Raw genomic sequence first — 18,887 nt, 5'->3', positions numbered from 1 at the left:
AGGACCTCTTAAAGACCGAGAATCATCTTGGAGATGATGTTCTTCTGGATTTCATTGGAGCCACCGAAGATCGACAGCTTGCGATTGTTGAAATACTGCGACGCGGCGCTCGCGGCTTCGTCGGGGCCGATCGGCTCGCCGTCATAGCCTTCGTGCAGCGCTTCTTCGACGAACGGCGCCGCGTACGGCCCCATCGCGCGACGCAGCAGCGACGAAATCTCCTGGCGGATTTCGGTGCCGCGAATCTTGAGCATCGAGCTTTCCGCGCCGGGCACGCCGCCGCCGGCCACCGCCGCGATCACGCGCAGATTGGTGGTCTTCATGTTCTCCAGGTCGATCTCGACTTTCGCGAGACGCGCGGCGAACTGCGGATCGTCGGCGAGCGGCTTGCCGTTGCGCTTGACCTGCTGCGCGGCGTGTTTCAGGCGCGCGAGCGCGGCGACCGAAAAGCCCACGCCCGCGATGTTGGTGCGCTCGTAGGTCAGCAGATATTTCGCGTAGGTCCAGCCCTTGTTCTCTTCGCCGACGAGGTTCTCGACCGGCACGCGCACGTCGGTGAAGAACACTTCGTTCACTTCGTGCTCGCCGTCGAGCGTGACGATCGGGCGCACTTCGATGCCCGGCGTATTCATGTCGATCAGCAGAAAACTGATGCCTTCCTGCTTGCGCACATCGGTGGCGGTGCGCACGAGGCAGAAGATCATGTTCGCGTAGTGGCCGAGCGTGGTCCACGTCTTCTGGCCGTTCACGAGGTAGTAGTCGCCGTTCGCGTCGGTTTTACGCACGGCGCTCGTGCGCAGCGAGGCGAGGTCGGAGCCCGCGCCCGGTTCCGAATAGCCCTGACACCACCAGTCCGCGCCGTTCAGAATGCGCGGCAGCCAGTAGCGCTTTTGCGCTTCGCTGCCGTACTTGATGAGCACGGGCCCGAGCATGTTCACGCCGAACGGCACGATGCGCGGCGCGCCCGCAATCGCGCATTCGTTTTCGAAGATGAACTTCTGCACCGGCGTCCAGCCGGGGCCGCCGTATTCCTGCGGCCAGTGATTCGCGAGCCAGCCTTTGTCGTTGAGGATGGCGTGCCATTGCGCCATGTCGTCGCGCGTGAGATGGCGGCCGGTGCGCACGATATCGGCGAGACGTTGCGGCAGATGATCGCGCAGAAAGCCGAGCACTTCGCTGCGGAAGGCTTCTTCCTCGGTGGTGAATTTCAGGTCCATGGTGGTGTTGCTCCTTGCGGCCCGCGCGCGGCAAGCGGTGCCGGGCGCGGGCGGGTATTCAGGCGCGTGGCGGCGAGGCCGTCACGCGCTGTTCAAGCGATGCTTCCAGCGATGCGGCTATCGATGCATGTAGCGATGCATCGAGCGACGCGATTCAGCCGATCTGATTCAGGCTCGCGAAGTTCGCGCCGCGCTCGACGAGGTCGACGAGCAGCGGCGAGGGCTTCCAGAACAGCGGATCTTCCTTCGCGTATTCGTGGATGTCGGCGAGCACATTGGCGAGGCCGACCGTATCGGCGTACTGCATCGGGCCGCCGCGATAGCGCGGGAAACCGTAGCCGTAGATCAGCGTGACATCGACGTCGAGCGGGCGCAGCGCGATCTTTTCGTGCACGACGTTCGCGCCTTCGTTGATCATCGCGGCCATGTAGCGGCGCAGGATGGCTTCGTCGGTGAAGCTGCGCGGCGCAATGCCCGCGCGCTCGCGCTCGGTGCGAATGATCGATTCCACTTCCGGGTCGGGCGTGCCCACGCGCGCGCCTTCCGGATAGAGGTAGAAGCCGCGGCCCGTTTTCTGGCCGAACCAGCCGCGCTCGCAGAGGCGGTCGGCGATCTGCACGTAACGCGCTTTCGGGTCGCGTGTGGCCGCGCGGCGCTTGCGCGTGGCCCAGCCGATGTCGCCGCCCGCGAGGTCGACCACTTGATACGGGCCCATCGGGAAGCCGAATTCGCGCACGGCCTTGTCGATCTGATACGGCGACGCGCCGTCTTCCATCAGATGATCGGCCGCCGTGCGATAGACGGCGAGAATGCGGTTGCCGATAAAGCCGTCGCACACGCCCGCGCGCACCGGCACCTTGCGCAGCTTCTTCGCGAGTTCGAATGCGGTGGCGACGACGTCGGCGCTCACGGCCTTCGGCACCACGACTTCGAGCAGCTTCATGATGTTCGCGGGCGAGAAGAAGTGCAGGCCGATCACGTCCTGCGGGCGCTTCACGCTGGCCGCGATGGCGTCGATGTCGAGATACGAGGTGTTGGTGGCGAGCACCGCGCCCGGCTTGCAGACGCGGTCGAGTTCCGCGAACACGGCCTGCTTGACGCCCATTTCCTCGAACACGGCTTCGATCACGAGGTCGGCGTTCGCGAGCGCGTCGTACGACGTGCTGCCGCTGAAGCGCGCGAGCGTCTGCGCCTTCGCTTCGGGCGTCATGCGGCCTTTCGCGATGAGGCCGTCGTAGACTTTTTCGACGTGCGCGCGGCCGCGTTCGAGCGAGGCCTCGTCGCGTTCGATCATTGTCACGGGCAGGCCCGAATCGAGCACGGCCACGGCGATGCCCGCGCCCATCGTGCCGCCGCCGACCACGCCGACGCTTTCGATCGCGCGCGGCTTCGCGCTCTTCGTTTCCGGCGCTTTCTGCACTTCGCGCTCGGCGAAGAACGCGTGGACGAGGCCCGCGCGCTGCGGGCTGTCGAGGCATTCGAGGAACAGCTTGCGCTCGACGCGCATGCCTTCTTCGAACGGATGATCGAGCGCGGCCTGCACGCAATCGATGATCTTCAGCGGGGAAAACAAACCGCGCGACTTCTTCTCGGTTTCCGCGCGCGCGGCGTCGATGGCGGCCTGCGACGCCGCGCGGTCGGCGAGCGCCTGCGCGTCGCGCGTGCGGCGCGGCTGCGCATGCGCGGCGAGCAGTTCCTGCGCGTAGGCGAGACCTTCTGCAAGAATGTCTTCGCTCGCGCCCACGCGGTCGACGAGACCGATCTTGAGCGCTTCCTGCGCGCTGGCGTGACGGCCGCTGAGCATGAGCGAGAGCGCGGCCTGCGCGCCGATCAGACGCGGCGTGCGCTGCGTGCCGCCCGCGCCCGGCAGCAGGCCGAGATTGACTTCGGGCAAGCCGAGCTTCGCGCCCGCGACGGCGAGGCGATAGTGCGCGGCGAGCGCCACTTCGAGGCCGCCGCCGAGCGCCGCGCCGTGAATGGCCGCAATCACCGGCTTGTGGCAGGACTCCATGCGCGCGCAGACTTCGGGCAGCGCGGGCGGTTGCGGCGGCTTGCCGAATTCGCGGATGTCGGCGCCGGCGATGAAGTTGCGGCCCGCGCCGACGATCAGCACGGCCTGCACGGCGTCGTTCGACTCGGCGTGCTCGATGGCGGCCGCGAGGCCGCGCCGCACGTCGACGCCGAGCGCATTCACGGGCGGGTTGTCGACGGTGACAAGCAGCACCTTGCCGCGCAGTTCGTGGGTGACGGGAGAAACGGGAACGGCCGTATCGATTGCCATGAAGGGTGTCTCCGGATTGAGGGCCCGACAGGCGCAGGGCCCGGAAGGCGGTTCTCTGATATTCGTTTTATTGTGGATACGCCAAGGTTAATTGACAATCCCATGGTTCGTTGACAGACTGTCAAAGATTCTTTGACAATAATCAGTCTGCAGAAAACTCCGAGACCCGAACGTGGATGTCAATGCGCTAACCATGCTGGTGGAGATACTCGACGCGGGCAATCTGAGCGAGGCGGCGCGCCGGCTCAAGATGAGCCGCGCGAACGTGAGCTACCACCTCAATCACCTCGAAAAATCGGTCGGGCTGCAACTGGTGCGCCGCACCACCCGGCGCGTCGAGCCGACGGAGATCGGCCTGAAGCTTTACGAGCACGGCCGCTCGATCCAGAACGCGTTGCTGGCGGCGCGCGAGTCGGTGTCCACGCTCGGCAAGAGTCTGCAGGGGCGCGTGCGTCTTTCCGTGCCGAGCGGCTATGGCCAGCTCGTGATGTCGGACTGGCTGATCCGCTTCAAGCGGCTTTATCCGGGCATCGTGCTCGACGTGATGTTCGAAAATCGCGTGGAAGATCTGCTGCGCGACGAAGTCGACATCGCCGTGCGCGTGATGCACGAACCGCCGCAGAATCTCGTCGCGCGCGACATGGGTGCGGTGAAGTACATCATCTGTGCGTCGGCGCAGTGGGCGCAGCAGCACGGCATGCCGCAGACGCTGGAAGATCTGGCGAGCGCGCCCGTGATCACCGCCACGGTGGTCGGGCGGCAACTGCGTCTCGCGGGCTATCTGGACGACGACCGGCACGAGGTGCTGCTCGAACCGTCGATTATTTCGGAGAACTTCCTGTTTCTGCGCCAGTCGATTTTGTCCGGACTCGGCGTGGGCATCGTGCCCGACTACGTGGTGCAGGACGACATCCGGCTCGGCGCGGTGGTGACGTCGCTCGACGCGTGGCGTCTGAGCATCTTCGGCACGCACATGTACATGCTGTACATGCCGAACCGCCACCATACGCGCGCGGCCGCCACCTTCATCGACTTCGTGCTCGACGAAGCGCACAAGACGGGGCGCGGCGCCGCCGCGTGAGCGAGCATCGCGGCGGCTCCGGTGGCGGCTTTTACAACAGCGCTTGTGGCTGGAGGGCGAGCCGGATTACACGCCCGTGAGCTGGTTGATCAGCTCGACGGCGGGCTGCGAGGTGTTGCCGCCTTGCGCGACCAGCAGATGGATCTGACCCACCGCGAGTTGCGAGAGCGTGCCCGAGATCGGCACCGAGGTGATCAGCCAGTCGGCGTTGTTCGCGAGATCGAAGCTCGCCGACTGGAAGATCGCCGTCTTGGAACCGGACACCGTCGCGATGGCGACGTAGGTGCCGCCGTTCAGGTAGTTCGAATCCTGGCCGCTCGCCGGCACGGCGTTCTTGTACGCCACGCCGGCCATGGTCGGCGCCACGGTGTTGATGTCGGTGCCGGGCGCGACGATGTAGATGTCGAGATTCTGCGCGTTGACGGTGGCGTTGAACGCGCGCACGCGTGCGCTGTTGGAGAGCAGGCCCTTGTCGAACGGATCGTCGATCAGGCCGATGTCGCCGCCGGCAAGCGCGGGCAACGCGAGCACCGTGTATTCGTGACCTTTGGCGACGTCGGGGAAGTTGCCGCTGGCGATGGCCGTGGTCGAGCCGGTATTGGCGTAGGCCACGGTCGTGTTGCCCGTGTTGATGTTCGCGAAGTTGGTGACCTGCTTGTATGCGATGTTGGTTTGCAGGGCTGCGCCGTTCACGAGGAAGTCCACGTTGCCGCCGCCGGGCAGCGCGTGCACGAAATGGACTTCGGGGTTTTGCAGGCCGAGTTCCTTGCCTACGTCGTTGCCGCCGCCGCCGCATGCGCTCAGCAGGGCCGCCGCGCTCGCGAGCACGGCCAGGGTGCGAATCGTCTTCATCTCATCCACCTCATCGGGTTTCGTTTCCAGCTGTAGAAGGCACGGTGTATGTGTGCGCGTTTGTTATGGCTGTCCAGCCGCGCGGGCGAGTGTTGCTTGCCACGTAAAATGCCGCGCGCGGGCGGGCGAGCATGCTCAGCAATCGCTGTGCCGTGGGCGTCGCGCTGCGTGGGCGAAGTCGTAACAAGGCGTAAGCGCGCCCGTGCGAACGCTTGCGCGGAGGCGGCGTGGGCGTGCTGCGAAAGCGAGGGAAGTGGCGCGTGAGCGCGCGGATGATCGCGGGGATGATCGGACGGACAAGCGCCGTGGCAGACCGGTCCGATGCGCCGCGCGTTGTCTTTACAACGAAAACCGTGAAAACAGTGAAACGATGCCGCTTTTAAGCGCGCCGGCGCTCAGGCATCCTGAGCGGGCGTGCCGTCCGGGTTCGGGTCTGCAACTTGCGGCTGGGAATCAGGATGCGCTTCGCGCACTTCGCGCGTGTCGCGCTTGTCGGCGCTCGCGCCCGTGATGGGCGGGCGTCCGCGCGTGGCCGCCGCGAGCGGCACGCGTTGCTGGGTGCCCGCCTTGGCGAGCATGTGCGCGCTGATCGGCGCGGTCAGAAACAGGAACGCCGGAATCAGCAATTCATGCAGGCTCGCGAAGTTGCTGTTCGCGCTGAAATAGATCACCGAGGCGAGCACGATGCCGCCTACACCCAGCGTGGTCGATTTGGTCGGGCCGTGCAGGCGCATGAAGAAGTCGGGCAGACGCGCGAGCCCGATGGCGCCGACCAGCGTAAACAGGCTGCCGATCAGCAGCAGCACGCAGACGATCGCTTCGATGACGGTTTGCATCGGCGGGCCTCGTTCAGTTGAGTTCGATGATGTCGCCGCGCTGCAGATACTTCGTCAGCGCGACGGTGCCCACGAAACCCATCACCGCGATCAGCAGCGCGACTTCGAAGAAGACCGTCGAGCGCAGGCTGATGCCGTACACCACGATCAGGGCGATCGCGTTGATGTTGAGCGTGTCGAGCGCGACGATGCGGTCGGGCAGCGACGGCCCGCGCACGAGTCGCACGAGCGTGAGCAGAAAAGCAAGGCCTAGGATCGCGAGCGAAACCGGAATGGCGATGGCTAGCATGCGAAGATCTCCATCAACGGGGCTTCGTAACGGGACTTGATGAGCGCGACAAGCGCGGCTTCGTCGTCGAGGTCGAGCACGTGCACGACGAGGCGCGTGCGGTCGTCGCTGAGTTCGGCGCACAGCGTGCCGGGACTCAGCGAGACGATGCTGATGAGCGCCGTGAGCGCGATTTCATGCGTGCTGTCGAGCGGCACTTCGATGAAGGCCGGGCGCAGGCGTTTCGTCGGGCCGAGCACGAGCAGCGCGACTTCCACATTCGCCACCACGATATCGATCAGCACGTGCAGCGTGAGCCGCACGAGCCGCCACGGCTTGCCGAAGCGCACCGGCTGCAGCCACAGACCTTCGCCGACGCAAAACGAAATCACGCAGCCCAGCGCCGCGCCGAGCAGCAGATTGCCCGGCGAGAGGTCGTTCATCAGCAGCACCCAGCAGACGAGCAGTACGAGGGTGAGCCACGGATGCGGAAAGAGCCGTTTCAGCATGATCAGCTCCCTTGGGCCGCGGGCGCGGGTGGGTTCGACGGCGCGTTCGAAGTTGCGTCCGAATTTGCGTCCGAAGGCGCGGGCAGGACCGCATGCACGTAGGCTTCGCGGTCGAGCAGTTGCGCGGCGGTGTCGTCGAGATAATGACGCACTGCGCCTGCGCCCAGCGTGATCGCCGCCACGCAGCCCAGCAGCAGCGCGCAGGCCGCGAGCTTCGCGTTGCTGCCGCGCGGCGCGGGCGTGGTGGCGTGGGCCTGAACGCGCGCGGCAGGCTCGGCCCACAGCAGGCGCGTGCCGGTGCGGCTCAGCGCGACGATCGACAGCAGGCTCGACAGCAGCACGGCGGGCCACAGCACGGCGGCCGGGCCAAGCGGTGTGGCGGAGAGCACCATGGCCTTGCCGAGGAAGCCAGAGAGCGGTGGCAGACCCGCCGCGCCGACCGCCGCGATCAGATAGAGCAGGCCGGCGACGTTCGAGGGCCACGGCGCGTGCGTCGGGTGTTCGGCAGGTGCGGTGTGCCGGGCCGGTTCCGCATGCGCCAATTCAGCCGATTCAGCCGATTCAGCCGATTCAGCCGATTCAGCCGATTCGGCCGCCTCAGCCGCTGCGGCCGCTGCGGCCGCTTGCGCCTTGCGCTTGCGCGCGAGTCGCGCCACCGCCGCCGCGTCGGATTCGGGCGAGATCGCGGCCACGTTGGCGTCGTCGAGTGCTTCGAGCGAACCGGGTTCGACGCTCTCGGCAGCGGCCGCGTGCGGCGTGGCGGGCGCTTCGGGTTCGAGCGTATCGGCGAGCAGGAACAGCGCGCCCGTGCACAGCGTCGTGCTGATCAGGTAGTAGAGCAGCGCGCTCCACGCGAGCGGCGTCTGCTGCGTGGCGGCCGCGATCAGCAAGCCGACGGACACCAGCACGAGATAGCCCGTCGTGGTCTTGAGGCTCGACACCGCGAGCGCGCCCAGCGCGCCGAACACGATGGTCGCGATCGCGAGCCACCACGCCCAGTGATGCATGAACGCATCGAGCACGCCGCCCGCCGCGCCGAACACGAGCGCATCGCAGCGCAGCATCGCGTAGATGCCGACCTTCGTCATGATCGCGAACAGCGCCGCGACCGGGCCGATCGCGCTGCGGTACGCCTGCGGCAGCCACATCGACATCGGGAACAAGGCGGCCTTCAGGCCGAACACGAGCATCAGCGTGATGCCCGCGAACTGCGCGAGCGGCAGCGTGCCCGTGGGCAGCAGCGCGAGACGCTGGCCCATGTCGGCCATGTTGAGCGTGCCGGTGATGCCGTAGAGCACGCCCAGCGCGATCAGGAAGAACGACGAACCGACGAGGTTCATCAGCAGATAGTGCAGGCCGTTGCGCACGCGCCGCGCGCCGCCGCCATGCAGCAGCAGCGCATACGAGGCGATCAGCAGCAGCTCGAAGAACACGAACAGGTTGAACAGGTCGCCTGCGAGGAACGCGCCGTTCAGGCCCATCAGCTCGAACTGGAACAGCGCGCGGAAATAGCGTCCGCGCCGCGCGTCGGCGCTCGACGTGCCGATCAGGCAGCACACCGCGAGCACGGCGGTGAGCAGCAGCATCAGCGCGCCGAGCCGGTCGAGTTGCAGCACGATGCCGAACGGCGCGCGCCACGCGCCGAGCGCATACGTGACGATCTCGCCTTGCGCCGCGCGCGCCATCAGCAGGCAGGCGAGCGGCAGCAGCGCGATCGTGGCGGCCGCGTTGAGCGCGCGTTGCAGCCGCTTGGCGCGCGGCGGCAGCGCGACGATCGCCGCCGCCGCGAACAGCGGAATCAGGATGGGGAGCAGGAGGGCGTGATTCATTCGTCGCGCAGCGCCTCGCCGGAGATGCGGTTGTCGCTCAGGCCGTCGACGTGATCGTTGCCCGTGATCGAGAGCGAGCGCAGCGCGAGCACGACCGTGAAGGCCGTCATGGCGAAGCCGATCACGATTGCGGTGAGCACGAGCGCCTGCGGCACCGGATCGGCATAGGCCGCGCCCGGCGCGATCACGGGCGGCTTGCCGGTCGAGAGCCGGCCCATGCCGAGCAGAAACAGATTGATCGCATACGAGAACAGCGTGATGCCGAGAATCACGGGCAGCACGCGCGCGCACAGCAGCAGGTAGATGCCGCAGGCGCAGAGCACGCCGATTGCGGCGGCGAAGGCGGCTTCCATCAGCTTTTCTCCACGGATTGCATGTCCTTGTCGCGCACGCCGAGGTGCGAAACGATCGTCAGCGTGGTGCCGACCACCGCGCCCATCACGCCCAGATCGAACAGCATCGCCGTGCTCAATTCGATCTCGCCGATCAGCGGCAGATGGAAGTGTCCGAACGCGCTCGTCAGGAACGGATAACCGAACGCGAGACTGCCGAGCCCCGTGGCCGCCGCCACGAGCAGCCCGAGCCCGGCGAGCGCGCGGTAGTTGATGCGGATGCGCGATTCGGTCCACAACACGCCGCTCGCCACGTATTGCAGCAGCAGCGCGACAGAGACGATCAGCGAGGCGATGAAGCCGCCGCCCGGCAGATTGTGGCCGCGCAGGAACACGAATACAGCGACCAGCACGGTGAGCGGCAGCATCAGCCGCGCGAGGATCGCGAGCAGCAGCGGATGCGATTGCGACGACCACGGCAAGCCGCCGGGACCGGTGCCGGGCGCTTTCAGACGCAGGCCGCGCAGCAGCGCCTTGACCGCGAGCCCGGCCACCACCAGCACGCTGATTTCGACCATCGTGTCGAAGCCGCGAAAGTCGACGAGGATTACGTTCACGACGTTGTGGCCGCCGCTGCCGGGCAGCGCGTTGGCGAGGAAGTACGGCGCGATGCCGGGTTCCGGCGGGCGCGTCATCACTTCGTAGGCGACGCTGCCGAGCAGGCCGCCGCCCGCGAGCGCGAGCAGACCGTTGCGCAGGCGGGCGGGAATCGGCTCGATGGCGGTCTGCAGTTGCGGCAGGAAGTAGATCGCGAGCACCAGCAGCAGGATCGTGACCACTTCCACGGAGATCTGCGTGAGCGCGAGGTCGGGCGCGGAGAAGCGCGCGAACGCGAGCGTGACGAGCAGCCCGCAGGTGCTCAGCATCACGAGTGCGTAGAGCGTGTGCGCGCGCACCAGCACCACGCCGAGCGCGAGCAGCGCCATCAGCGCGAGACCGCAGAGCGTGAGCGGATCGGGCGGCATGCTCGCGTACGTGCCGCCGAATGCGTCCAGCGCGACGAACGACGCGCCTGGCACGATCAGCATCGCGGCGATCATCCACGAGAGATAGTGCGGCAGCGAGCGCGTTTCGAACACGCGCACGACCGCGCCCGCGCCTTTTTCGAGCCGCTGCACGAAGCGGTCGAAACCCTCGCTCGCGTTCATTTCCGTGAGCAGCGAGCGATGATGGCGGAACGCGTCGCGGCGCGCGAAGAACAGCACGCCGCCCGCGACGAACGAAACCACACTCATGACGAGCGGCGTGTTGATGCCGTGCCACAGGCTCAGGCTGTATTCGGGCAGCTTGCCGCCGAGCGTGAACCACGCCGCCGATTCGAGCAGACGGCCGATCGCCTGTTGCGGAAAGAGCCCGATCAGCAGACAGATCACCACGAGGATTTCCACCGGCAGCTTCATGAAGCGCGGCGGTTCGTGCGGCGGATAGTGCGGCAGATCGCGCGGCGTTTCGCCGTCGAAGAACACGCCCCAGACGAAGCGCAGCGAGTACGCCACCGATAGCGCGGCGGCCACGATCGCAACGACCGGAATCGTCCAGTTCAACGGGCCGAACATGCCTTGCGCGAGCGTCTCGCCGAAGAACATTTCCTTCGAGAGAAAGCCGTTGAGGAGCGGCACGCCCGCCATCGCGAGCGACGCGACGCTGGCCAGCACGGCGGTGTGCGGCATGTATCTGCGCAAGCCGCGCAGGCGGCCCAGATCGCGCGTGCCGGTTTCGTGATCGATGATGCCCGCAGCCATGAACAGCGACGCCTTGAACACCGCATGGTTGACGGTGTGAAACAGCGCGGCGACGGTGGACAGCTGCGTGTCGAGACCGAACAGCAGCACGATCAGACCGAGATGGCTGATGGTGGAATAGGCGAGCAGGCCCTTGAGGTCGCGCTGGAACAGCGCCATCGACGCGCCGCCCACGAGCGTGACGAGCCCGGCGAGCGTCGCCGTATAGGCCCACCAGTGCGTGCCTTCGAACACGGGATAAAGACGAGCGAGCAGGAATACGCCGGCCTTCACCATCGTCGCCGAATGCAGATAGGCGGAGACGGGCGTGGGCGCGGACATCGCATGCGGCAGCCAGAACTGGAACGGGAACTGCGCCGACTTCGTGAAGGCCGCGAACAGCGTGAGCAGCAGAATGGCCGGATAGAGCGGATGGTGCTGGATCTTGTCGACCTGCGCGAGCACGTCGTTCAGTTCATAGCTGCCGCAGACGTGGCCGAGCAGCAGCACGGCGGCGAGCAGCGCGAGCCCGCCCGCGCCCGTGATGGTGAGCGCCATGCGCGCGCCGCGCCGCGCGTCGGGACGCGACGGCCAGAAGCCGATCAGCAGGAAGGAGACGAGGCTCGTCAGCTCCCAGAAGATCACGAGCAGCAGCAGATTGTTCGCGAGCACGACGCCGAGCATCGCGCCCATGAAGAGCAGAAGCAGCAGGTAGAGACGCGGCAGCGCTTCGCTGCCCGCGAGGTAGTAGCGCGCGTAGATGAACACCAGCAGGCCGATGGCGAGCACCAGCAGCGCGAACATGAACGACAGGCCGTCGAGCCGCAGCGAGAGCGCGAGGCCGATGTCGGGCACCCACTCGTGACGCCATTGCAGCACGCCGTGGGGCGACATGCCGACGCGTTCGCTGAGCAGCAGGCCGAGGCCGAACAGCGCCGCCGCGAACGCGATCCAGGTGGAGAGCGCGCTGGCGCGCCGCGCCGCGAGCGCCACCAGCGCCGCAGCCACGAACGGAAGTACGACGAGCCAGCCCAATACCATTCGATACTCTCCGGGAATCCCGCTGCACGCGGTGTGAACGGTGCGGGCCCGCCGGGCCGCATCCACGATCATAGCCGCAAACGGGGACGGAGTTCATGCGATCGGCATCCACGCCCGTGCGCCCGGCAGGACGCGGATCAGGCCATCTGGCTGAGCGTCTTGCGAAAGCGCGCGAGCGAGAACACGAACAGCACCGAGCCGATCACGGCGAGCCAGAGGAACGGCTGCCAGACGACCGAGATGCCCGCGCCGCGAAACAGGATCGCCTGTCCCAGCTCGACGAAGTGCGTGGTGGGCGCGGCGAGCATGATGTGCTGCACGAACTCGGGCATGCTTTCGCGCGGCGTGCTGCCGCCCGAGAGCATCTGCAGCGGCAGCAGCACGAGCACGAGCAGCATGCCGAATTGCGGCATGCTGCGCGCGAGCGTCGCCATGAAGATGCCCATCGAGGTCGTGGCGAACAGATGCAGCGCCGCGCCCGCGAGAAACAGCGCGACCGATCCTTCGATCGGCACATGCAGCGCGCCGCGCACGATGAACGTGAGCGAGAGCGCGGCGGCCACCAGCACCACGATCCCCATCGACCAGACCTTCGCGACCATGATCTCGGTCGGCGTGACCGGCATCACCAGCAAATGCTCGATGGTGCCGTGCTCGCGCTCGCGTATCAGCGCCGCGCCCGTGAGAATGATGGAGAGCATCGTCACGTTGTTGATGATTTCCATCAGCGAGCCGAACCACGCCTGGGTGAGATTCGGATTGAAGCGCATACGCACGGCGAGATCGACGGGCAGTTCGGTCGGCGCGCGATAGCGGTTCACGAACTCCGTGGCTTCGTCGTTGATCATCTGCTGGATGTAGCTGCTGCCGGTGAACGCCTGGCTCATGCGCGTGGCGTCGACGTTGAGCTGCACTTCGGCCGCGCGTCCGGCGAGCACGTCGCGTTGCAGATTGGGCGGAATGTTCAGCACGAACGTGTAATTGCCCGCGTCCATGCCGCGATCGGCCTGCGCGGGCGTGACCATCACGGGCGCAAGAAAGTGCGGCGGGAAGAACGCCTGGATCAGGCGCTGCGAGAGCGGCGAGACGTCGTTGTCGATCACGGCGATGGGCGCCATGTGCAGCGTTTCGGGCCGCGACGTGGCCGACGAATAGATCATCGCCGTGAACGAGAAGATGATGAGGATCAGCAGCATCGGGTCGCGCGCGAGGCTCCAGAGCTCCTTCACGCCGAGGCGGTAGATGTTGGCGAGATGGCGGCGCATGTCAGCTCTCCTGCTTCTTGAGCAGCGCGACGGTCACGCCGAGCACGATGGGCGTGGCGATCGCCAGCGGCCAGAACGAGTTCCACAGATCGCTGAAATGCAACGCCTTGTTGAACACGCCCCGGCTGATGGTGAGCATGTGGCTCGCCGGATAGATCTGCCCGATGATGCGTCCCGCGCCTTCGAGCGACGAAACCGGCGTGATGAGCCCCGCGAACTGCACCGCGGGCACCATCGTGCCGATCATCGTGAAGAACAGCGCGGCGATCTGGCTCTTCGTGAACGTGGAGGCGAGCAGGCCGATGGCGGTCGCGCACAGGCAGTAGAGCATGCCCGCCGCGAACAAGGTCGGGAAGCTGCCTTTGATCGGCACGCCGAACAACGTAATGGCGAGGAACACCATCAGCAGGAAGTTGAGCATCGCGAGCAGCACGTACGGCGCCTGCTTGCCGAGCAGGAATTCGAGCCGCGTGACCGGCGTGACGTAGAGGTTGATGATCGAGCCGAGTTCCTTTTCGCGCACCACGGCGAGCGCGGTGAGCATGGCGGGCATCATCAGCAGCAACACGGGGATCACGGCGGGCACCATCGCGGGCAGGCTGCGCACGTCGGGGTTGTAGCGAAAGCGTGTTTCGACGGCCACGGCGGCATGCGCGTCGGCGCCCAGACGCAGCTTCGCCTGTTCGAGCAGCCAGCCCTGATGCATGCCCATGATGTAGCCGCGCACGGTTTCCGCGCGCTGCGGCATCGCGCCGTCGACCCACACGCCGATCTGCACCGCCTTGCCGCGCGCCACGTCGCGTGCGAAGCCAGGTGGAATCTCGACCGCGAGCGCGAGTTCGCCGCTGCGCATGCGCTTGTCCATGTCCGCGTAGCTCGCCAGCGACGGCCGCTCGATGAAGTAGCGCGAGCCCGCGAGATTCAGCTCGTAGTTGTGCGAGAGCGCGGTGCGGTCGTGATCGAGCACCGCGAAGCGCAAATCCTCCACGTCCATGCTGATGCCGAAGCCCATCACGAACAGCAGCAACAGCGAGCCCGCGAGCGCGAGCGTCGCGCGCACGGGGTCGCGCCGCAGTTCGAGCGCCTCGCGCCACATATAGCTCCACGCGCGCTGCAGGCTGAAGCCGCGACGCTGTTGCGGATGCGCGGCGGCGTCGGGATTTTCGGCCAGCACGGAGAGTTCGTCGCCGGTGTTTTCCTCGGTGCCCGCGCCCGCATCCACGAGCCAGGCGATGAACGCTTCTTCGAGCGTGGCCGCGCCGCGATCGCGCGTGATGTTCGCGGGCGTGTCGCTCACCAGCACGCGGCCCGCGTGCATCAGCGAAATGCGGTCGCAGCGCCCGGCCTCGTTCATGAAGTGCGTGGAGATGAAGATCGTCACCTGATCTTCGCGCGCGAGCGTGATCAGTAGGCGCCAGAAGTTGTCGCGCGCGACCGGATCGACGCCCGAGGTCGGTTCGTCGAGGATCAGCAACTCGGGCTTGTGGACCATCGCCACCGCGAGCGAGAGCCGCTGGCGCACGCCGAGCGGCAGGCTGTCGGGCAGCGTGTCGAGCGCGTCGGCGAGGTCGAAGCGCTCGACCATTTCGTCGACGCGCGCCGGAATGTCGGCTTCGGGCACATGAAACAGACGTGCGTGCAGCACCAGATTCTGGCGCACCGTGAGTTCGCCATAGAGCGAAAACGCTTGCGACATGTAGCCCACGCGGCGGCGCGTGTCGAGGTCGCGCGGATCGACTTCGTGCCCGAACAGCCAGGCTTTGCCTTCGGTCGCGGGCAGCAGGCCCGTGAGCATTTTCATCGTCGTCGACTTGCCGCAGCCGTTCGAGCCGAGAAAGCCGAAAATCTCGCCGCGCTGAATGCGAAAGCTCACGTGATCGACGGCCACGAAGTCGCCGAAACGCATCGTCAGGTCTTTGGCCTCGATGGCGATTTCGGTGTGCTCGTCGACGTTGAGCGGCACGATCTCGACCGGCTGGTGGCCGCGTTTTTTCGCCTCGGGCAGCAGCGCGATGAAGGCTTCTTCGAGCGAGTCCGTGTGCGTGCGTTCGAGCAGTTCGGCGGGCTTGCCGATCGCGAGCACCGCCCCGTCGTCCATCGCGATCAGCCAGTCGAAGCGCTGCGCCTCGTCCATGTACGCGGTCGCGACGATCACGCTCATCGACGGGCGTTCCTTGCGGATGCCGTTGATGAGGTCCCAGAACTGCGCGCGCGCGAGCGGGTCGACGCCCGTGGTCGGTTCGTCGAGGATCAGCAGGTCGGGGTCGTGGATCAGCGCGCAGCACAGGCCGAGCTTCTGCTTCATGCCGCCCGAGAGTTTGCCCGCGGGGCGCGCGAGAAACGGATCGAGGCCGGTGCTGCGCGTGAGCGCGTCGATGCGGCGGCGGCGCTCGTGTTCGTCGTGGCCGAACAGGCGGCCGAAGAACTGCAGATTCTCTTCGACCGAGAGCGTGGGATAGAGGTTCTTGCCGAGCCCTTGCGGCATGTAGGCGATGCGCGGGCAGACGTCGTCGCGATGCTTCTTGCTCGACATGTCGCCGCCGAGCACGCGCACGATCCCTTGCTGCACCTTGCGCGCGCCCGCGATCAGCGAAAGCAGGCTCGACTTGCCCACGCCGTCCGGGCCGATCATGCCGATCATCAGCCCGGCGGGGATGTCCTGGGTGACGTCGTGAAGCGCGACGATCTTGCCGTAGTGCAGGCCGACGTGCTCGAGGCGAACGACGGGTTCGCTCATCAGGGCACCTTGATCTTGAGTTTGTCGGGCCATTCCTCGTCGGGGTCGAGCTTGACCCAGGCGACGCCGGGCAGGCCGGTCTTCACGTACTTGAGATGCGCCTGAAGCAGCACGGGATCGATCTGCGCCTTCACGCGGAACATCAGCTTTTCGCGCTCGCTTTGCGTTTCCACCGTCTTGGGCGTGAACTGCGCGGTCGAGGACACGAACGTGACCTTGGCGGGAATCACCCATTCCGGCGCGGCGTCGAGAATGATGTGCACGTCCTGGCCGAGCGAGACGCGGCCCGCCGCGTTGGTCGGCAGGAAGAAGGTGAGGTAGACGTCGGCGAGGTCGATCATGTTGAGCACCTTGCCGCCCGCGCCGAGCACTTCGCCGGGCTGCGCGACGCGGTACTGCACGCGCCCCGCGCGCGGCGCTTTCAGATCGCTGTCCTGAATGTCGGCCTGCACGCGGTCGATGGTCGCCTGCGCCGCCGCGATCGCCGAGACCGCGCCCGTCTGCTGCGCCTTGGCCGCCGAGACGGCCGCCGCCGCGGCGGTGACCTGCGCCTTGGCGGCGGCCACGGCGGCTTGCGAGCTTCGCACGCGCGCGCGGTCGTCGTCGAGTTCCTGCATCGACGATGCGCCTTCCTTCGAGAGTTTTTCCGAGCGCGCGAGACGGCGGCGCGCGGCGTCCAGTTCGCTTTCGCGTTGCGCGACGACAGCCTCGGCGGCGCGCTGGTCGCTCTCGCGCAGGGCGATCGTCGCCTTCGCGCTCGCGTCGGTATTGACGGCCTGCTGATGCTGCGCGACCGCTTCGCTGCGCTGCGCCTGGAGCGTTTCGACCTGCATGTGCGCGAGCACCTGGCCCGCCTCGACGAAATCGCCTTCCTTGACCAGCACGTCCTGCACGCGGCCCGCGAGTTTGGTGGCCACGTCGATCTCGGTGGCCTCGATGCGGCCGTTGCCGTTCACGAAACCGGCGCCCGGGCCGCGATCGGCGTAATAGCGCCAGCCGAAATAACCGCCCACCGCGAGCACGATCACGACGACGGCGGGAATCACTTTGCGGGCTGAAATCTGCATGGCGGCAACCTCGGAATCAGGGAGTGTGGGGCGCGGCGGCGGGCGCGCGCGACGCCTTCGGGGCCGGCTTCGCGCTCGGCGTGCCGGTGCCGGGCGCGGCGATCTCGGGCGAAATGGCGTGCGTTGCGCCGGGCGAAACGGTCGCGCCGTTTGTGTCGCTTTCCGAACCCATCACGCCGGGCGCGCTCGTGGCAAATCCGCCGCCGCCGAGCGCCGCATAGAGCGAGACGCGGCTCGACAGATACGCGCGCCGCGTTTGCACGAGCTGCTGCTGCACCGCGAGCAGGTCGCGCTGGGCGTCGAGCACTTCGAGGAACGGCGACGCGCCGTGGTCGTAGCGCAACTGCGCGAGGCGCGCGCGTTCGGCCTGGGCGGCTTCGGTCGCGCGCAGCGTCTCGACCTGTTCGGCGAGCCATTCGCGCGCGGCCAGCGCGTCGGCCACGTCGCGGAACGCCGACTGCACCGCGCGTTCGTACGAAGTCACGGCCTGATCGCGCTGCGACTTCGCGACTTCGAGATTCGATTCGCGGCGGCCCATGTCGAAGATCGGCAGCGACACGCTCGGCCCGAAATTCCACGCGCGGCTCGGGCCGGTGAAGAGGTCGGAAAGCTGGGTGCTGGCGGTGCCGAATGCGCCGGTCAGCGTGATCTTCGGGAAGAATTCCGCGCGCGCCGCGCCGATGTTCGCATTCGCGCCGCGCAACTGGAATTCGGCGGCGACGATGTCGGGCCGATTGGTCAGCAGGTCGGACGGCAGGCCCGGCGGCAGGTCGCGCATCACGGCGTGGTCGTCGAGCTTGACGTCGATATGCGGCATGTCGATGGGCTTGCCCACGAGCAGTTGCAGCGCATTCACGCGCGTCGCGCGCTCCTGCTGGAGTTGCGCGCCGAGCGCCTCGGCCTGGCGCCAGAGCGTTTCGACCTGCTTGAGATCGAGCCGCGAGATCGCGCCGACTTCGTGACGCCGCGTGAAGATGCGGTACGACTCCTTGCGGCTCGCGATCGTCTGCTGCGTGAGGGTGATGCGTTCGTCGAGTTCGCGCAGGCTCAGATAGCTGTTGGCGACCTGCTCGACGACGGTGAGCGTGACGGCCTGGCGCGCGGCGTCGGTGGCGAGATAGTTCTGTAGCGCGGCTTCCTTGAGATTGGCCACGCGGCCCCAGAAGTCGAGTTCCCAGCTCGCGAGGCCGATGCCGACCTGATACTGGCTGGCCGTCACGGGCACGCCGTAACCCGAGAGCTGCGCGGGCACCCGCGCGCGGGCGAGATCGGCTTCCACGCCGATGGTCGGAAACTGGTCGGCGCGGCGAATGCCGTACATCGCGCGCGCTTCTTCCACGCGCTGGATCGCGAGTTGCAGATCCTTGTTGTAATCGAGCGCCTCGGCGATCAGACCTTGCAGCACGGGGTCGGTGAAGTAATCCTTCCAGCCCACCTGCACGGCGCTCAGCGTGTTCGCGCCGTTCGACGGCGTGCCGCTTTCGGGGAAGGTCTGCGGGACCGGCAAGGGCGGCTGCTCATACTCGGGCGCGAGCGAGACGCAGCCGGTGAAGGCCGTGGCGACGGCGGCGAAGGCGAGCGTCAGCGGCCAATGCCGGGCGTGGCGCGACGGAGCGGGCGTGCCGAACGTTCCGGACGAGCCGGTTGCGTCAAACGCGGCAACGACAGGGCGGCGGGTCATGGGTGACTTCTCCTCTCGCGCAGGCTGCGGTTCACACAGGGCGACGCGCGCGGCGCGCGTCATGCGCGCGAGGTCAGCGTCGGGCGTGGTGCGGGCGTCGAGTGAGGGGC

General features: G+C 67.0%; 14 protein-coding genes. 1 reads left to right on the top strand and 13 read right to left on the bottom strand.

Annotated elements, in window-relative coordinates; genetic code table 11:
- Window positions 1-8: 8 nt before the first annotated feature.
- Together G5S35_RS19615 and G5S35_RS19610 are read right to left on the bottom strand one after the other, a co-directional pair.
- Window positions 9-1,217 carry an acyl-CoA dehydrogenase family protein gene (locus tag G5S35_RS19615; protein ID WP_183038877.1) on the bottom strand — a complete coding sequence of 403 codons (1,209 nt, stop codon included), beginning with the start codon at window positions 1,215-1,217 and terminating at the stop codon, window positions 9-11.
- Window positions 1,218-1,371: 154 nt separating this feature from the next.
- Window positions 1,372-3,498, bottom strand: coding sequence for a 3-hydroxyacyl-CoA dehydrogenase NAD-binding domain-containing protein (locus G5S35_RS19610; RefSeq protein ID WP_183038876.1), 2,127 nt, complete (start codon window positions 3,496-3,498; stop codon window positions 1,372-1,374).
- A gap of 172 nt (window positions 3,499-3,670) precedes the next feature.
- Between G5S35_RS19610 and G5S35_RS19605 the strand changes: the two genes are divergently transcribed.
- Window positions 3,671-4,579, top strand: coding sequence for a LysR family transcriptional regulator (locus G5S35_RS19605; RefSeq protein WP_065063384.1), 909 nt, complete (start codon window positions 3,671-3,673; stop codon window positions 4,577-4,579).
- 66 nt (window positions 4,580-4,645) lie between these two features.
- On the opposite strand, the gene G5S35_RS19600 is transcribed toward G5S35_RS19605, so the two are convergent.
- The 11 genes from G5S35_RS19600 to G5S35_RS19550 form a co-directional block, all read right to left on the bottom strand.
- Window positions 4,646-5,431 (bottom strand): DUF4397 domain-containing protein, encoded by a 786-nt coding sequence (locus G5S35_RS19600; RefSeq protein ID WP_065063382.1) that lies wholly within the window; start codon window positions 5,429-5,431, stop codon window positions 4,646-4,648.
- A 395-nt stretch (window positions 5,432-5,826) separates the two neighbouring features.
- The gene (locus G5S35_RS19595) at window positions 5,827-6,267 is read right to left on the bottom strand and encodes a Na+/H+ antiporter subunit G (protein WP_082992152.1); all 441 of its coding nucleotides are present in this window, start codon (window positions 6,265-6,267) and stop codon (window positions 5,827-5,829) included.
- A 13-nt stretch (window positions 6,268-6,280) separates the two neighbouring features.
- Window positions 6,281-6,556, bottom strand: a complete 276-nt coding sequence (locus G5S35_RS19590; protein WP_065063380.1) for a K+/H+ antiporter subunit F — start codon at window positions 6,554-6,556, stop codon at window positions 6,281-6,283.
- Window positions 6,550-7,044 carry a Na+/H+ antiporter subunit E gene (locus tag G5S35_RS19585; protein ID WP_065063378.1) on the bottom strand — a complete coding sequence of 165 codons (495 nt, stop codon included), beginning with the start codon at window positions 7,042-7,044 and terminating at the stop codon, window positions 6,550-6,552. The genes G5S35_RS19590 and G5S35_RS19585 overlap by 7 nt, the downstream gene beginning before the upstream one ends.
- Window positions 7,045-7,046: 2 nt before the next feature.
- On the bottom strand, window positions 7,047-8,873 hold the full coding sequence (locus tag G5S35_RS19580; protein WP_183038875.1) for a monovalent cation/H+ antiporter subunit D: 1,827 nt from the start codon (window positions 8,871-8,873) through the stop codon (window positions 7,047-7,049).
- On the bottom strand, window positions 8,870-9,226 hold the full coding sequence (locus G5S35_RS19575) for a Na+/H+ antiporter subunit C (RefSeq protein WP_074987507.1): 357 nt from the start codon (window positions 9,224-9,226) through the stop codon (window positions 8,870-8,872). The genes G5S35_RS19580 and G5S35_RS19575 overlap by 4 nt, the downstream gene beginning before the upstream one ends.
- Entirely contained in the window at window positions 9,226-12,027 is a 2,802-nt protein-coding gene (locus G5S35_RS19570) for a monovalent cation/H+ antiporter subunit A (RefSeq protein ID WP_183038874.1), read from the bottom strand. The genes G5S35_RS19575 and G5S35_RS19570 overlap by 1 nt, the downstream gene beginning before the upstream one ends.
- A gap of 137 nt (window positions 12,028-12,164) precedes the next feature.
- Window positions 12,165-13,292 (bottom strand): ABC transporter permease, encoded by a 1,128-nt coding sequence (locus G5S35_RS19565; RefSeq protein ID WP_074987509.1) that lies wholly within the window; start codon window positions 13,290-13,292, stop codon window positions 12,165-12,167.
- Between the two features lies 1 nt (window position 13,293).
- On the bottom strand, window positions 13,294-16,029 hold the full coding sequence (gene rbbA / locus G5S35_RS19560; RefSeq protein ID WP_124261864.1) for a ribosome-associated ATPase/putative transporter RbbA: 2,736 nt from the start codon (window positions 16,027-16,029) through the stop codon (window positions 13,294-13,296).
- Window positions 16,029-17,096: an HlyD family secretion protein gene (locus G5S35_RS19555; protein ID WP_074987511.1), complete on the bottom strand. Its 1,068-nt coding sequence runs from the start codon at window positions 17,094-17,096 to the stop codon at window positions 16,029-16,031. The genes rbbA and G5S35_RS19555 overlap by 1 nt, the downstream gene beginning before the upstream one ends.
- A 16-nt stretch (window positions 17,097-17,112) precedes the next feature.
- Window positions 17,113-18,777: an efflux transporter outer membrane subunit gene (locus G5S35_RS19550; protein ID WP_080180675.1), complete on the bottom strand. Its 1,665-nt coding sequence runs from the start codon at window positions 18,775-18,777 to the stop codon at window positions 17,113-17,115.
- Window positions 18,778-18,887: the final 110 nt, after the last annotated feature.

The organism is Paraburkholderia tropica, assembly GCF_014171495.1.
GTDB classification, from domain to species: domain Bacteria; phylum Pseudomonadota; class Gammaproteobacteria; order Burkholderiales; family Burkholderiaceae; genus Paraburkholderia; species Paraburkholderia tropica.
Note: the sequence above shows the minus strand (reverse complement) of the source record. Positions and strands in the feature narration are given on the sequence as shown.

Bases quoted from the DNA above. Each gene is read 5' to 3' on its own strand.
- G5S35_RS19575 (WP_074987507.1), bottom strand. From the start codon at position 9,226: ATGGAAGCCGCCTTCGCCGCCGCAATCGGCGTGCTCTGCGCCTGCGGC.
- G5S35_RS19550 (WP_080180675.1), bottom strand. From the start codon at position 18,777: ATGACCCGCCGCCCTGTCGTTGCCGCGTTTGACGCAACCGGCTCGTCC.
- G5S35_RS19555 (WP_074987511.1), bottom strand. From the start codon at position 17,096: ATGCAGATTTCAGCCCGCAAAGTGATTCCCGCCGTCGTCGTGATCGTG.
- G5S35_RS19565 (WP_074987509.1), bottom strand. From the start codon at position 13,292: ATGCGCCGCCATCTCGCCAACATCTACCGCCTCGGCGTGAAGGAGCTC.
- G5S35_RS19600 (WP_065063382.1), bottom strand. From the start codon at position 5,431: ATGAAGACGATTCGCACCCTGGCCGTGCTCGCGAGCGCGGCGGCCCTG.
- G5S35_RS19595 (WP_082992152.1), bottom strand. From the start codon at position 6,267: ATGCAAACCGTCATCGAAGCGATCGTCTGCGTGCTGCTGCTGATCGGC.
- G5S35_RS19570 (WP_183038874.1), bottom strand. From the start codon at position 12,027: ATGGTATTGGGCTGGCTCGTCGTACTTCCGTTCGTGGCTGCGGCGCTG.
- G5S35_RS19610 (WP_183038876.1), bottom strand. From the start codon at position 3,498: ATGGCAATCGATACGGCCGTTCCCGTTTCTCCCGTCACCCACGAACTG.
- G5S35_RS19615 (WP_183038877.1), bottom strand. From the start codon at position 1,217: ATGGACCTGAAATTCACCACCGAGGAAGAAGCCTTCCGCAGCGAAGTG.
- G5S35_RS19590 (WP_065063380.1), bottom strand. From the start codon at position 6,556: ATGCTAGCCATCGCCATTCCGGTTTCGCTCGCGATCCTAGGCCTTGCT.
- G5S35_RS19580 (WP_183038875.1), bottom strand. From the start codon at position 8,873: ATGAATCACGCCCTCCTGCTCCCCATCCTGATTCCGCTGTTCGCGGCG.
- G5S35_RS19585 (WP_065063378.1), bottom strand. From the start codon at position 7,044: ATGCTGAAACGGCTCTTTCCGCATCCGTGGCTCACCCTCGTACTGCTC.
- rbbA (WP_124261864.1), bottom strand. From the start codon at position 16,029: ATGAGCGAACCCGTCGTTCGCCTCGAGCACGTCGGCCTGCACTACGGC.